Source organism: Bacillus sp. LQ01, assembly GCF_057624735.1.
Map to the genome: position 1 here is coordinate 127,882 of NZ_JBYEZL010000006.1, position 15,591 is coordinate 143,472.

General features: G+C 35.6%; 12 protein-coding genes. 3 read left to right on the forward strand and 9 right to left on the reverse strand.

The annotated features are described in order from the left end of the window. Positions 1–5 precede the first annotated feature (5 nt). The 8 genes from AC22L0_RS25900 to fdhF form a co-directional block, all read right to left on the reverse strand. Positions 6–2,372 carry a heavy metal translocating P-type ATPase gene (locus AC22L0_RS25900; protein ID WP_000796560.1) on the reverse strand — a complete coding sequence of 789 codons (2,367 nt, stop codon included), beginning with the start codon at positions 2,370–2,372 and terminating at the stop codon, positions 6–8. A gap of 22 nt (positions 2,373–2,394) precedes the next feature. Then, positions 2,395–2,772, reverse strand: a complete 378-nt coding sequence (locus tag AC22L0_RS25905) for an ArsR/SmtB family transcription factor (protein WP_000918378.1) — start codon at positions 2,770–2,772, stop codon at positions 2,395–2,397. Between the two features lie 207 nt (positions 2,773–2,979). Then, the gene (locus AC22L0_RS25910; RefSeq protein ID WP_000390572.1) at positions 2,980–3,534 is read right to left on the reverse strand and encodes a class I SAM-dependent methyltransferase; all 555 of its coding nucleotides are present in this window, start codon (positions 3,532–3,534) and stop codon (positions 2,980–2,982) included. 130 nt (positions 3,535–3,664) lie between these two features. Beyond that, the gene (locus AC22L0_RS25915) at positions 3,665–5,080 is read right to left on the reverse strand and encodes an amino acid permease (RefSeq protein WP_001284887.1); all 1,416 of its coding nucleotides are present in this window, start codon (positions 5,078–5,080) and stop codon (positions 3,665–3,667) included. A gap of 103 nt (positions 5,081–5,183) precedes the next feature. Further along, the gene (gene ald / locus AC22L0_RS25920; protein ID WP_001219744.1) at positions 5,184–6,317 is read right to left on the reverse strand and encodes an alanine dehydrogenase; all 1,134 of its coding nucleotides are present in this window, start codon (positions 6,315–6,317) and stop codon (positions 5,184–5,186) included. Between the two features lie 369 nt (positions 6,318–6,686). Then, on the reverse strand, positions 6,687–8,558 hold the full coding sequence (locus AC22L0_RS25925; RefSeq protein WP_098023259.1) for a glycerophosphoryl diester phosphodiesterase membrane domain-containing protein: 1,872 nt from the start codon (positions 8,556–8,558) through the stop codon (positions 6,687–6,689). Between the two features lie 155 nt (positions 8,559–8,713). Then, on the reverse strand, positions 8,714–9,196 hold the full coding sequence (locus tag AC22L0_RS25930; RefSeq protein ID WP_001040507.1) for a helical membrane plugin domain-containing protein: 483 nt from the start codon (positions 9,194–9,196) through the stop codon (positions 8,714–8,716). Between the two features lie 12 nt (positions 9,197–9,208). Continuing rightward, entirely contained in the window at positions 9,209–12,145 is a 2,937-nt protein-coding gene (gene fdhF, locus AC22L0_RS25935; protein WP_000840676.1) for a formate dehydrogenase subunit alpha, read from the reverse strand. A 300-nt stretch (positions 12,146–12,445) separates the two neighbouring features. Here fdhF and fdhD point away from each other — a divergent pair, with 300 nt between their 5' ends. Together fdhD and AC22L0_RS25945 are read left to right on the forward strand one after the other, a co-directional pair. Continuing rightward, positions 12,446–13,252 carry a formate dehydrogenase accessory sulfurtransferase FdhD gene (gene fdhD, locus AC22L0_RS25940; RefSeq protein ID WP_087964838.1) on the forward strand — a complete coding sequence of 269 codons (807 nt, stop codon included), beginning with the start codon at positions 12,446–12,448 and terminating at the stop codon, positions 13,250–13,252. 227 nt (positions 13,253–13,479) lie between these two features. Further along, positions 13,480–13,986 (forward strand): GNAT family N-acetyltransferase, encoded by a 507-nt coding sequence (locus AC22L0_RS25945; RefSeq protein ID WP_087964836.1) that lies wholly within the window; start codon positions 13,480–13,482, stop codon positions 13,984–13,986. Between the two features lie 436 nt (positions 13,987–14,422). Here the strand turns inward: AC22L0_RS25945 and AC22L0_RS25950 are convergent, their stop codons facing one another. Then, entirely contained in the window at positions 14,423–14,545 is a 123-nt protein-coding gene (locus AC22L0_RS25950; RefSeq protein WP_001085006.1) for a hypothetical protein, read from the reverse strand. Positions 14,546–14,875: 330 nt separating this feature from the next. Here AC22L0_RS25950 and AC22L0_RS25955 point away from each other — a divergent pair, with 330 nt between their 5' ends. Then, positions 14,876–15,547 (forward strand): response regulator transcription factor, encoded by a 672-nt coding sequence (locus AC22L0_RS25955; RefSeq protein ID WP_000238956.1) that lies wholly within the window; start codon positions 14,876–14,878, stop codon positions 15,545–15,547. The last annotated feature ends 44 nt before the right edge of the window (positions 15,548–15,591 follow it).

The following is a 15,591-nucleotide window of genomic DNA, read 5'->3' on the forward strand; positions in this document are numbered from 1 at the left end:
CTTTTTTATAAATCTTTCACTCTTAATACACGCATTGCATTTAACACTGCAAGTAGTGTCACACCAACATCTGAGAAAACAGCTTCCCACATTGTTGCAATACCAAAAGCACCAAGTAATAAAACGATCCCTTTTACACCTAGAGCAAAGATGATATTTTGCCACACTATACTTCTTGTACGTTTTGCAATTTTTACAGCTGTCGCAATTTTTGAAGGCTCATCAGTCATAATAACGATGTCTGCCGCTTCAATTGCTGCATCTGATCCTAAACCACCCATCGCAATACCAACGTCTGCACGGGCTAATACTGGTGTATCGTTAATACCGTCACCAACGAAGGCAATTTTTTCTTTTCCGTGCTTCGCTGCATCAATTTTTTCAATCTCTTCTACTTTTTGTTGTGGTAGTAATTCCGCATGAACTTCATCTAAGCCTAATTCTTTACCGACAGCTTCACCAACTGGTTTTGCATCACCAGTTAACATTACTGTCTTTTTAATACCTAGTTCTTTTAACTTTTGAATCGCTTGTTTCGAATCCTCTTTTACCTCATCAGAGATAACAATATAACCTGCATATCTTCCATCTACAGCAACGTGAACTAATGTACCTACTGTTTCTGGTTGCTTAAATTCAATATTTTCTTTTCTCATTAATTTTGCATTACCTGCAAAAATTTCTTTTCCTTGTACTTTTACGACTGTACCGTGACCAGAAATTTCGTTATAATCATCGATTATTTTTTCATCAATTGATTTTCCATATGCCTTTCGAATAGATTGGGCAATTGGATGGTTAGAATATACTTCAGCAAATGCCGCATACTCTAATAACTCTTCACTTGTAGTACCTTCGCTCGGTTCCATTTTTGTAACTTTGAAAACACCTTTTGTTAATGTTCCTGTTTTGTCAAAAACAATATATTTTACATCATTTAAAGCTTCTAAATAGTTACTACCTTTTACTAACACACCACTTTTAGATGCACCGCCAATACCTCCAAAGAATCCAAGAGGAATGGATACAACTAACGCACATGGACAAGAGATTACTAAGAACACTAAAGCTCTATAAATCCACTCAGAGAATGTAGCTCCTTCTAAAATAAGTGGTGGAATAAACGCCATGATCGCCGCTGTAATAACTACAACTGGAGTGTAGTAACGTGCAAACTTCGTAATAAAGTTTTCCGTTGGTGCTTTTTTACTGCTTGCATTTTGAACTAAATCTAAAATTTTCGATACAGTGGATTCACCGAATTCTTTTGTAACTTCAATTGTCAACACACCATTTTGGTTCACAAAGCCACTTAATACATCATTTCCAACTTCTACTTCACGTGGTACAGATTCACCTGTTAATGCTGAAGTATCTACCATTGATGTTCCTTCAATTACTTTTCCGTCTAACGGCACTTTCTCACCTGGCTTAACGATAATATAATCGCCAATTTGTACATCTTCTGGTGATACTTGCTTCGTTTCATTTCCAACCTTTACATTCGCATAATCAGGACGAATATCCATTAATGAAGTAATTGATTTTCGGGAGCGGTTTACCGCAATACTTTGGAATAGTTCTCCTACTTGATAAAATAGCATTACTGCTACAGCTTCAGAATATTGTTGAATTGCAAAAGCTCCTACAGTTGCAATTGCCATTAAGAAGTTTTCATCAAATACTTGGCCACGAGTTATGTTTCTTATCGCTCTCCAAACGATATCTCCACCTATTAATAAATAAGCAAGGACGAATAACGGAATTGTTACCATTTGTGGTAAGCCCGCTAATGCAGCAATTGCTGTCAAAATTCCGCCGACCACTAATCTCCCTACCATCTTTTTCACATTTGCTTCACCATGATCGTGACTATGTCCGTGGTCATGACCGTTCTTCTCTTCACGAACAACTTTCACATCTGGTTCTAACTTTTGAACGACATTTGTTATATTTGCTACAGTCGCTTCTAGTTCTCTTTTATTCGCAACTTCTACTCGTAATTTCTTCGATACGAAATCAACAGTTGCTTCTGAGACAGCTGGCATTTCCTTCACTTTATTTTCAATTTTCATTGCACAGTTCGCGCAATCTAAACCTTCTAATATAAATACTTCTTTAGCAATTTTATTTTTTTGTTCTTCTTGAACTTTAATATGCGGTTCTAATTTTGTAACGAGTTGTTTTGCTTCCGTAACAACTTCGTTTTCTTTATTTTGTGCTGTTTCTAAGATCATTGTCTTTGTTGCGAAGTTTACAGAACAAGAATTTACTCCTTCTATATTCCCAACACCTTTTTCAATTTTCATTGCACAGTTCGCACAATCTAAACCTTCTAACATCAGTTTCTTTTTCACCAATGCTTCAGCCATCGTTCTCCCTCCTCGCGTTCTTTTATTCTTCTTCGTTTACGTGTTCAAACGCTTGCTCGAAGATATGAATTACGTGCTGGTCAGCTAACGAATAATAAACAACCTTTCCTTCTTTACGATTCTTCACAAGTTTCGCTTGCTTTAACACACGAAGCTGATGCGAAATAGATGATTGTGTCATTCCTAATAAATAAGCTAAATCACAAACGCACATTTCAGCTTCAAATAGCGCATGTAATATTCTCGTACGTGTACGGTCACCTAATACTTTAAATAGTTCTGCTACTTTACTTAAACTTTCATCAGTTGGAATTGTTTGTTTTACTTGCTCTACAACTTCTTCATGAATTATCGTTTGAGAACATGTCTCTTGTGGTGTTTCTACTTTATTTCCAGCCATTATAGCTCACCTCTTTAATTGAACATATGAACAATCATTCATATATTTTATACTCTTATTATATGAGCGCCCACTCATATGTGTCAATGAAATCTGAATTTTTTTTATGAACATTCCGTTCACATTTTAATAAGTCGTATACATATTTTCCGCACTCTCTATATTCTCATACAAAAAAGGATGCACAATTCGCACACCCCTTTTTACTTACTTTTCATTTTTCACCGCATCCACAATTAAAGAAACAAATCCTAAATGATTATCCCGATTTCTATGGTCAAAACGTTTCGAACGATAAATAAATCCATCTTTCTCATTCCAATCATTATAGTGAAACTTACCATTCTCATCACAGTATTCTAAGAGCCTTACTTGAAAACCTGCTGATTCAAACATGGACGTGATTGTTTTATAGCTATGAACAATTTTATGACTTGCTGCAGGATGATCTAATGGACCAGGTCCACCTACTTGTACCCCTTGCTGATATTCTTCATCTGGAAAAAATGCATCTGGTACTGCACAACGAATATATCCATTCTCCATTAAAAACTCATAACAAATTTTTGCAGCTTCAATTCCTTCTTCATATGATAAATGCTCCCATACATGTTCTGCCAAAATTACTGATAAAGAATTAGGTTGAAATTTATCAAGCCAAGTTTCTCTCCGTAATAAATTTAATTCTTCTTCATTCGTATGTAACCAACCAGGGTTATTATTATAACCCTCTGCTCCAACAACAACTTTTGCTTCTTCCATTTCGATCCCACCCTTTTTTCATATTCCGACAGAAAAATTCGACAAAATAATATACATTCCCTTTATTTCAACAAAAGAAAAAGCCTTGCGCGCTCCCTAGACGCACAAGGCTTACTGTGTTTATATCCCTTTAATTAGCTTGTTCTAAATTATCCTGCGAACTTCCATCGTCTTTTAAATGACTATGTTTTTTCGAATAAACAAAGTATACAACTACTCCGATTGCTAACCAAGCACCGAAGTACATCCATGTTTTTAATGGTAGGTTTACCATTAAGAATAGACAACATGCAATTGAAATAATCGGCAAGATCGGTACAAGTGGTACCATAAATCCACGTTGTAATTTTGGATGTGTTTTACGAAGAATAATAACTGACACACCAACCATCGCAAATGTTAACAACGCTCCAATATTCGCTAAATTCGACAATTCTTTCAAATCGATAAATCCAGCAATTAAAGCACTACCAATTCCTGTTAACCAAACTGTAAATGTTGGTGCTTCTGTCTTTTTATTAATTTTCGCGAAAGATTCTGGCAATAAACCGTCACGGCTCATAGCGAAGAATACACGTGTCGTTGCATAAATGTAAGCAAAAATTACTGCCATAATACCAATTACAGCTCCAATTGCGATTATACCAGCTACTTTATCTTGTCCTACAACTTCTAACACATACGCCATCGCTTCCGGTACATCTAGCTCTTTATATGAAACCATACCCGTCATAACGAGACAAACTACAACATAAATGATTGTACAAATGACTAACGAAGCGATAATACCAATCGGTAGATCACGTTGCGGATTTTTTACTTCTTCAGCAGAAGTTGCTAATGCATCAAATCCTAAGAAAGCAAAGAATACTGCTGCTCCCCCCGCGAAAACTCCACTTAAACCATACGGTGCAAATGGTATCCAGTTTTCTGGTTTCACGTAGAATACACCAACTGCAATGAATAAAACAACGATACCAATTTTAATTAATACCATTATGTTATTCACTCGTTTACTTTCTTTCGTACCTCTTGATAATAACCAAGTTATAACTAATGTAACGATAACTGCTGGTAAATTCACTATACCACCTTGAGACGGAATCGTTAACAGTGCTTTTGGAATTTCAAGCCCTAATCCACTCACTAAGTTATGGAAGTAACCAGTCCATCCGCCAGCTACTGCGGCAGTCGTTACAACATATACGGATAGTAATGTCCATCCCATTAAATGAGCTACAAACTCACCAATTGTTGCATATGAGTATGTGTACACACTACCTGAAACAGGAAGTGTAGAAGCAACCTCTGCGTAACATAATGCTGCAAATCCACAAACGATGGCTGCAATCATGAATGAAAAAATAACTGCTGGACCAGCATCTCTTGCTGCTACTAATCCAGTTAATACTAGAACTCCTGTACCAATTATCGCACCAATCCCTAGCATTGTTAGGTCAAATGCCCCTAGCGTTTTCGTCAAAGTTTTACTTTTACTTTCCCCTAACAATTGCGTAACGGATTTCTTTTTAAATAGGTTGGCCACGATGTATGCCCCCTTTTGCCAAGAAGAGCTAAGAGATCTTCACTCTTAGCTCTTATCATGTTGTTTTATATATTGTTCGATTTTGTTTTGTATAATGCTTCTATTAGCAAGATACTGTTTCTGCTTCTAATAATTCTTTAGCACCTTTGTACTCTACACCGTGAGCTTCTGCAACTGCTTCGAATGTTACATAGCCATCTAATGTGTTAATACCTTTTAGTAATGCAGTGTTACCTAGGCAAGCTTCTTTGTAGCCTTTGTTAGCAATTTGTACTGCATATGGTACTGTTACGTTTGTTAATGCAAGAGTTGATGTACGTGGAACCGCACCTGGCATGTTTGCAACTGCATAATGAACAACGCCGTGTTTTTCATAAGTTGGGTTATCATGAGTTGTAATACGATCAGTTGTTTCGAAAATACCACCTTGGTCAATCGCGATATCTACAACAACAGAACCTGGTTCCATTGATTTAATCATTTCTTCTGTTACAAGTTTTGGAGCTTTTGCACCTGGGATTAATACTGCACCGATTACAAGATCAGACTCTTTAACAGCTTCTGCAATATTGTAAGGATTAGACATTAAAGTTTTTACTTGGTTTCCGAAAATGTCATCTAATTGACGAAGACGTTCTGCACTTAAGTCGATGATTGTTACATCCGCACCTAGTCCAACTGCAATTTTAGCAGCATTTGTACCAGCTTGTCCACCACCGATGATTGTTACTTTACCACGTTTAACCCCTGGAACACCTGCAAGTAAGATACCTTTACCGCCTTTGTTTTTCTCAAGGAATTGTGCACCAATTTGTGCAGCCATACGACCAGCTACTTCACTCATAGGTGCAAGTAATGGTAATGAACGGTTTTCTAATTGTACTGTTTCATATGCGATAGAAACAACTTTTTTCTCGATTAAAGCTTTTGTTAATTCTGGCTCTGGAGCTAAGTGTAAGTATGTGAATAAGATTAAGCCTTCACTGAAGTGTTTGTATTCGCTTTCAATTGGTTCCTTAACTTTCATAACCATTTCCATGTTCCAAGCTTCTTCAGCTGTATCAACAATTTTTGCTCCCGCTTCCACATACTGAGCGTCTGTGAAACCAGACCCTAAACCTGCACCCTTTTGAATGAATACTTCGTGATTGTTACGAATTAAATGTACAACACCTGCTGGTGTCATTGCCACACGGTTTTCGTTGTTTTTAATTTCTGCTGGTACCCCAATACGCATAATGAAATGCCCCCTTATAATTAACAGAAAAAAGAGATTCTTTTTTCTTTTTGTAATAATTAATAACTTATGTCCTTATTCTAGCATAACTTAAAAGTTATGAAAACGCTAACATACCATTTTCCTAAAGTTTTTATATTTAGAATAGTGTAAATATAAAAAACATTGATTCTATTAGGGGTTTCGTGTCATTTCATTATCTTTCACTCTATTTTTATTATACTGCTTTAAAATAAACAGCAATCATTTATTATTTGACAATAATGTAACAATGTAAGAAACCTAAGCGATAACGTATACATATACAGTTATTACTTTACTCAATACTTTAGAGATATATTCTTTTCACAAAAAAACAGCTGCTAGCATTTAGCCAGCAGCTGGGTAACTTATAAATAACTTAGAAAATAAATCATCTGTCGTTTCAGTAATTTTATCAAACAGATCACTTTCTTCCGCTTCTTGCTCTTTTAACATCTTAATTGTTTCACGTGCATCTTCAGGGTAATCGGTTATGATACCATCTACGTTCAACTTATAATATGCCTTTAAATTTTCCATATCATTTACTGTCCATACGTAAATTGGTTTGTTTAACTTCCTTGCTTCTTTTACTAATTTCTTATTTAACATATATTCTTCTGCTACGTAAAAGTCAGCCTTCACATTCTTTAAGTTAGCTCTACTTGCATACAATATATACCCTACTTTTATATCTGGATTTGCACGCTTAAACTCTTTAATAAGTGGATAGTGTAACGTTTGAATTACACATTGCTTCTCAAATTCATTATCTTTAATCGTTTTTAAGACTTTGTTTACAAAATCTTTTTCGCCCCCATGAAGCTTCACTTCTATATTAAGTTTGATTTTGCCATTTGCTAGCTTAATGATTTCATCAAGTGTACTTATTTGTCCTGAAAGTCCATCTTGACTAAGGGTAAGTTGCCTTAACTCCGCCATCGTTAAATCTGACACATGCACATTGGCATTTGCGAGACGTTTCAGCTTCAAATCATGTATAACCGCTAGTTCACCGTCTTTCGTTTGTAATACATCTATTTCAGCGTAGTCTGCTTTTGCATCAATAGCACCTTGCACAGCTTCTTTCGTATTTTCTACGCCTTTTGATATATACCCGCGGTGCGCCATAATAATCGGTTCTTTATACGAATTTGAAATAAACGTTACAATGAAGGCAACGACCATTCCGGCAGTAATAATTCCTACAATGTATACGCCAATGAATTTCCAACGATGTTTTTGGAAAAAACATTTATCTGCTTTCGTTTTCGAATAATCTAATCCTTCTTCTAATAAAACATCCTCAACCGGTACCTTTTGTAAGTATAATCGCGTAATCGCCATAATATAAAATGGCGTCACGATAAAGCTGAATAAATACAATGTGCTCGTTAAAAATACAGAAATCGTTGATTCAGCTAATAATGCAAATGTTCCTTTCGGGTTTGTAAATTCATAAACACCCCATAGGCACAATAAATATATTCCCAAAAACACGACATATACAATTCCAATTGAAATAAAAAACCCTACTAAAAAGAATAGTACTTTAAAAAAGCTTTCATTTACTAAAGTTGCACTTTTACGTGCTGCCACGCGAAATGGTTTTTGCTCTAAAACAACAATAGGTAGAACGAAAATCCATCGAAGATTCAAATACGCGACTACAGCAAAGAACGTGTAATAACCAACTTGTCCCATCGTTGTCTTAAACAGTTCTCCTGTAATAAAGTTAGGAATTTGAATTTGCGGGATTAATGCCGTTTCATATCCCATATTTAAAAGAGGCAACAATACGACAGCATATAAAATAAATCCTGGTAAGCAATATGTAAAAAGAGTAGGTAAATACGTTACCGTTTTATATAAAATCGGACGTAATTTCACCTTCTGTCTTTTATGAGCGAAATACGAAATAATAATAAGCACCGCAAATTCTGTAAAGATAAGAAACAGTGCTAACAATGATAAAATTACGATTGCTAAGATCCCATAAGGCGTCTTTAAAAACGCTAATAATTCATCATTTGTCGCATTTGCATAACCACCAAAATACAATAACTTATTAAAAATGATTCCAAATAGTGGAACAAACACAATCGCTGCTAATAATTTATAAGCAAGTTGAAAAGTTAATACATTCCAAAAAGCAAATTTAACTGTTTGAAAGGAATGTCCTATTACTCCTGGTATAGATAGTTTTTTACGGTGTTGCATATATTCCTCCACATTCTAAAACGATATTTGAGATGGATTCCATATTTCCAGTTCTAATCCATCTTTTTAATAATAATATATTCCGCTTAACATGAACACTCTTATACATATAATGAAAAAAGTGATGGCTACTTCCCATCACTTTTTCATTTATTCTATTTTTTCTCTAGCCCTTGTCCAAATGCTTTCAAGAAGCTAAAACCGAATGTAATAGCTCTATTGATATCTGGATCTTTTAATACTTTAAAGAAATCCATCACTTTTGTTTTTTTACCACTATTTAATTCATCTGTTGCAAATTGCAATCCTGTAACTAAACTGGACGTAATTTGCTTCGTTATTTCTGGGTCAACTGAAGATAACGCTTCTCCTGCCCCCATCATATTGTTGAGTGCATTTTTAACTGGTTCACGATTTAATTGCTCCACAGCGATTTTTGAAACATCTTCCTTCGCAGCAAGTAAACTAATCGCTGCATCTAATATACCAGCCTTCTGCAACTGTGCTAAAAGCTGCATCGTTTCTTCTACTGCTTCACGATTATTAGATAGCTCATTTAGAAGTTCATCTGCTAATTGCTGTTTCTGTTCTTCCTCTGTTACAACTTTCTTTTTAATTATAGTAATTTCTTTCGCCACTATCTCCGCCCCCTAGTCCACAAGTGATACGTATTGTTTTCTTTGCCATTTTTGCTCGATTTCAACACCGTTTTGCGGATTACGCTTTTTATCTCTCGGGTTTGAAGATGGTAACGGACGATTCCCTTTTTCACGTAATACACGCATCTTTACCATCGTTTGTTTATACGCTGGTGTACACGTATAAAGATCTGTCGCCGTTCCAGTTAAAATATTGATTGCCTCTTCATTTACCGTTGCATGCATCGGTAAATATAGCTCTTTCCCCGTTACACGATCTGTAACAAGTGCCTGTACTTTAATTTTCCCAAATGGTGATGCTAATTCTACAAGGCCACCATCTTTCACATTGCGCTCTAGGGCAAGTTCAGGCGAGATTTCAACGAACACTTCAGATACTTTAGATAAAATACCAGCCGATTTATTCGTCATATTCCCTTCGTGGAAATGTTCTAACATACGTCCATTATTTAAAAGTAAATCATACTCATCTGGCGCTACAACTGGTGGTACCCATTCATCTAATGATAGACGAGCTAGTTTATCCGGGAAGTTAAATCCATGCACATATAATAGCGGTGTATCGCTACCATCATGGCTACCCCAACATAAACTATTCCATCCTTCTAAACGATCGTATGTTGCCTGAGAATATAAAGGTGCAAGCGATGCAATTTCATCCATGATTTCACTTGGACTTTCATAATTCCAGTCCCCGCCAAGTGCACGAGCTACTTTTTGTAAAATCCACCAGTCTGGCTTTGAATCACCAAGCGGCTTCAATACTTCATATAATCTTTGAATACGGCGCTCTGTATTCGTAAATGTTCCCTCTTTTTCTAAGCTTGGTGCTGCCGGTAAAATAACATCAGCAAAACGAGCTGTTTTCGATAAGAACATATCTTGAACAACAAGGAAATCTAAATTCGCTAAAATATGTTGTACATGGTTGGCATTCGAATCTACTAAAGCCATTTCTTCACCCATAACATACATACCACGCAGTTTTCCTTCATCTGCCGCAAGTAACATTGCAATATTATTTAAACCTGGTGCTTTCGGAATTGTAGTACCGTATGCTTTTTCAAATTTCGCACGGAGCGCATCATCTGAAACCGCTTGGTAACCTGGAAGCCAGTTTGGTAATGTTGCCATATCACAAGCGCCTTGTACGTTATTATGTCCGCGTAATGGATATGCTCCTGCACCAGGACGACGATAGTTACCCGTAACAAGCAATAGATTTGAAATTGCTGCTGAAGTTGTACTTCCTCCAGTATTTTGAGTTACACCCATTCCCCAAAGTACACAAGTACCATCTGCTTCATATACCATACGAGCCATTTCTTTCAGATTTTCTTTCGAAATCCCCGTAATTTCTTCTGTATAATCAAGCGTATACTTTTCTACCATTTTGCTATATTCATCAAAATTCTTCACATTTTCAGCTATGAACTTTTTATCGTGCCAATCTTGATCAATAATATATTTCGTAATACCAGCGAGCCATACGTAATCAGTTCCTTGGCGCGGATGAATGAATAAATCCGCACGCTCTGCCATTTCATGTTTACGAAGGTCTGCCACAATTAATTTTTGGTCATGTAATTTATGAGCACGTTTTACACGCGTTGCAAGTACAGGATGTCCTTCTGTTGGATTTGCTCCAACGATAATGACAAGGCCTGCTTCCGCAATATCTTTCACTGTTCCAGCGTCCCCGCCCATACCGACAGTTTTAAATAAACCGTCTGTTGCTGGAGATTGACAATAACGGGAACAATTGTCTACATTATTCGTTCCATATATTTGACGGGCTAGTTTTTGCATAAGATAATTTTCTTCATTCGTTACTTTCGAAGAAGAAATAAATCCAAATGCATCACTTCCATATTCTGATTTAATATGCTGCATATTGGATGCAACAACTTCCAGAGCCTCTTCCCATGAAGCTTCAACAAACGTATCTCCTTGGCGAATTAATGGCTTTGTAATACGATCTTCACTGTTTACAAAATCCCATCCAAATTTGCCTTTTACACATGTGGAAATACCGTTAACCGGCGCATCTGAAACAGGCTGCACTTTCAAAATGTGGCGGTCTTTCGTCCATACTTCAAATGAACAACCTACACCACAAAATGTACAAACTGTTTTTGTTTTATTCACTTTCGTCTTACGCATCGCAGCCTCTACTTCTGAAACTGCTAAAATACTACTATATCCCGGCTCTACATCCTTTACAAAATCAATCATCGGATCTAACACATCCGGTTTCAATCCTGTCATGAATCCAGCTTCACCCAGCATTGTTTTTTCCATTAACGCATTACATGGACATACTGTTACACACTGCCCACAACTTACACAAGATGAGTCATTTATACTTACACCATTGTCCCATATAACACGTGGACGGTCTAAGCTCCAATCAATCGATATAGTTTCATTCACTTGTAAGTTTTGACATACTTCTACACACTGCCCACAAGCAATACATTGATTTGGATCATATCGATAAAATGGATGTGACATATCCACTTCACACGCACTTACTTTTGGCTCATACGGATATTTCTGTTCCTCAATTCCCATCATATGTACTGTATTATGGACTTTACAGTTACCATTATTGTTATCACAAACGGTACAATACAATAGATGATTTTCTAATATTCGATCCATTGCCTCAGTCTGTGCCTCTTTTGCACGCTGGGACTGTCTTTCGATATGCATACCGTTCTCTAATTTCGTTGAACAAGCACGCAATAACTTTCCATTTACTTCTACAATACACGTATCACAAGTTTGAATTGGATCTACTTCTGGTACATGACAAATTTGAGGATGTTCCAAATTACTCTCGTTAAATAATTGTAGTATCGTCTTTTCACCTGATGCAGAAAATTCTTTACCATCGACGGTTACACGGACTGTCTGTTCTGCCATAGTTTCCCCTCTCCTTACAACCAACTGTACAACACAATTATGAATCCGTTTTCAAAATCGCATTACTGTACATATTTTTGAAACGCTCTACCCAAATACTTTCTTATGAAGTCGATTCTAGATGTTATAAGGTATAACTACGAAAGCTTGAAAATATCACTATTCTACAGTTCTATTATATCGTACATATACAATAATAACCAAAATAATCTGTGATCTTCTTTTTAATAGGTGTTTTTATTTTTTCCATTGTTTTATGATAAATGTGGGAGAGAAATACATATAAAAGGGGAATTAAATATGGGGCCTACGCAAGAGACTTATACAATTGTACGTTATCAATCTGGTACATTTTCAAAACAACTTGATGAGATTGTTACAGAATCTCCTATTACTATTAAATTGAATGGTGAAGAATATGTAACAGTCGTATGCACACCAAATTATATTGAAGATATGGTAATTGGTTTTTTAATTTCTGAGGGGATTATTTCTTCCTATAAAGATGTTGAAGAACTATGGGTTCAAAAAGATAACGGAATTGTCCATGTAAAATCATCAAAAGTGAATCCGCTCTATCAAACTTTATATAATAAACGATACATCACTTCTTGCTGCGGAAAAGGTAGACAAGGTTTTATTTTCGTAAACGACGCAGCAAAAGCAAAAGACTTACATGATATACATGTAAAAATTACTCCTGAAGAATGCTTTCATTTAATGAATACCTTGCAACAATCTTCTACTACATTTCGCCAAACTGGCGGTGTTCACAATACCGCGCTATGTGATCGAAACAATATCCTCCTATCAAGAATGGATATTGGAAGACATAATGCATTAGATAAAATATATGGTCATTGTTTGCGTAACGATATATCCATTAAAGGAAAAATCATCGCATTTAGCGGACGTATTTCATCCGAAATTTTACTCAAAGTTTCAAAAATCGGATGTGAAATTGTTCTATCTAAATCCGCTCCAACAAAACTGGCATTGCAACTTGCCCATGATTTAGGCATTACAGTCGTAGGGTTTATTAGAAATGAATCTTGTAATATTTACACACATCCAAAACGAATTGATGGCTATCAATCCAATATTTAAAAAATAACTCCTCAATCGAGGAGTTATTTTAGTTATAAAAATGCAACATATTAAACACTTGAATAGTTAACAAAGTTAATATATAATTTCATTACATAATTAAAACAAAACATTGTAGCATATATCTTTTCATTCTTTTACAAATTAAAAGAGAATACTAACAAAACATATACTCAATCTTATAAAAGTAATGGATTTATTTGAAATCCACCAAGGAGGTTACAACTATGGAAATTCGCTTATTAACAACAGAGGACGCAGAAATATATTTAAAAGTTTGTATGGAAGGTTTAACGAAGAATCCGGAAGCTTTTAGCTCTTCTTATGAAGATGTTCTTAAACATGAAAATCCTGTGGCTGCTATGGCTAAACGATTAAGCAATCCGGATAAGTATACTCTAGGTGTCTTCAAAGATAATGATTTAATTGGTATCGCTACTTTAGAAACAAAACCATTTATTAAACAAGAACATAAAGCAAAAATTGGCTCCGTTTTTGTTTCTCCAAAAGCACGTGGTCTCGGAGCAGGACGAGCTCTAATTAAAGCAATTATTGAAAATGCCGATAAATTACATGTAGAACAACTTATGCTCGATGTTGTAGTTGGTAACGATGGTGCAAAAAAATTATATGAGTCATTAGGTTTCCAAACTTACGGCGTACAAGAGCGTTCATTAAAACATAACGGTCAATATTGGGACGAGGAACATATGGTTCTGTTCTTAAATGATTAATACTTCAATATAAAGTGAAACTTTACTCAGTGGGTGATTTTTCCATCCCCTACTGAGTATTAGCTGAACCAATCGGGCTTTTGCGGGGTAGTTTTCCAAAAACATCTTTCTTAATAAGAAAGATGTTTTTTTGCATTACAACAATGTAATCTTCATGTCACCTTTATCGATCGTACCAATCCTTACCATTCATTATACTAAAAATATAAAGTGAAACTTTACTCAGTGGGGAACTACATCCCACGCTGATCGCATGTACTTGATATGTAGAGGAGAATGTGACATGAAACAAAACAAACGAGCTATGCTTTTAATATTTACTACAGCAATTGTAACTTCTGGGTTAGCAATTTTACCTTGGTTTATCATATAGGAATACTCCCCTAACAATGAAAAAAGCTGATTGCTTCTTAAGAAGCAATCAGCTTTTTTTATATTATAAAATCCCCAAAATTTTATTTACGCAACTTATAATAATAACCATAGATACGGCAACGCACATGACAACCGTATTACGATCTTGCTTTTCTTTTTTTGAAATTTCTTCTTTTGAATTCATGTGTATGATCTCCTTTTAAAAAAAGTGTGAGATAGGAAATTTTTCTTATCCGATGCGAGGTGAATACGAAAACCCTCTCTATCTCACATACACAATAGAATGGAATTGTCATTTTATAAATAAAATGACATGACGTTATGTCGCAACATAGGGTATTTTGTGTCGCTACGTTTTTTATTATAAAAAATAGTTGTGCAAAACTAGTGCATTTTTTATGTCAATTACTCCGAGCGAAAAAATCATCCCTCCATTCAATCACATAAAAAGAGTTTTTTATTATTTTCATGTAAACTATACAAGTAGAATGAACAGTTTGGGGTGCACAAGATTATGGTAAAAATTTTATTAGTAGACGATGAAGAACGTATGTTACGATTATTAGATCTATTCTTAAGCCCTCGCGGCTATTTTTGTATGAAAGCTACCTCTGGCCTTGAAGCACTAAAATTAATCGAACAAAAAGAATTCGATATTATTTTATTAGATGTTATGATGCCGAATATGGATGGATGGGATACTTGCTATCAAATTCGTCAAATTTCTAACGTTCCTATCATTATGTTAACAGCTCGCAACCAAAACTACGATATGGTGAAAGGCCTCACGATGGGCGCAGATGATTATATTACAAAACCATTTGATGAGCATGTATTAGTCGCACGAATCGAGGCTATATTACGCCGTACAAAAAAAGATGGCTTTGTTAGTTTCAATGGTATTGAGTGGGATAAAACGAAACATACCGTCACAGTGTACGATGAAAAAATCTCGCTAACTCCTATCGAATTTTCGTTACTCGGACTATTTTTGCAAAATACAAACCGTGCTTATAGCCGAGATGATTTAATCGAAAAAATTTGGGGCTATGAAACAGATATCGAATATAGAACAATTGATTCACACATTCGTAATATCCGTGATAAACTACGCAAAAAAGGATTTCCGATTGAAGATTACCTAGAAACGGTCTATAAAGTCGGATATAAATGGAAAAGTGAATAATTACTTCGGTCAGTGGGAAATCGTATACCACTGACTCTTTATTA

Excerpts from the sequence above, each read along its gene's own strand:
- AC22L0_RS25905 (WP_000918378.1), bottom strand. The coding sequence starts at position 2,772 with ATGGCTGGAAATAAAGTAGAAACACCACAAGAGACATGTTCTCAAACG.
- AC22L0_RS25925 (WP_098023259.1), bottom strand. The coding sequence starts at position 8,558 with ATGCAACACCGTAAAAAACTATCTATACCAGGAGTAATAGGACATTCC.
- fdhF (WP_000840676.1), bottom strand. The coding sequence starts at position 12,145 with ATGGCAGAACAGACAGTCCGTGTAACCGTCGATGGTAAAGAATTTTCT.
- AC22L0_RS25945 (WP_087964836.1), top strand. The coding sequence starts at position 13,480 with ATGGAAATTCGCTTATTAACAACAGAGGACGCAGAAATATATTTAAAA.
- fdhD (WP_087964838.1), top strand. The coding sequence starts at position 12,446 with ATGGGGCCTACGCAAGAGACTTATACAATTGTACGTTATCAATCTGGT.
- AC22L0_RS25900 (WP_000796560.1), bottom strand. The coding sequence starts at position 2,372 with ATGGCTGAAGCATTGGTGAAAAAGAAACTGATGTTAGAAGGTTTAGAT.
- AC22L0_RS25955 (WP_000238956.1), top strand. The coding sequence starts at position 14,876 with ATGGTAAAAATTTTATTAGTAGACGATGAAGAACGTATGTTACGATTA.
- ald (WP_001219744.1), bottom strand. The coding sequence starts at position 6,317 with ATGCGTATTGGGGTACCAGCAGAAATTAAAAACAACGAAAACCGTGTG.
- AC22L0_RS25950 (WP_001085006.1), bottom strand. The coding sequence starts at position 14,545 with ATGAATTCAAAAGAAGAAATTTCAAAAAAAGAAAAGCAAGATCGTAAT.
- AC22L0_RS25910 (WP_000390572.1), bottom strand. The coding sequence starts at position 3,534 with ATGGAAGAAGCAAAAGTTGTTGTTGGAGCAGAGGGTTATAATAATAAC.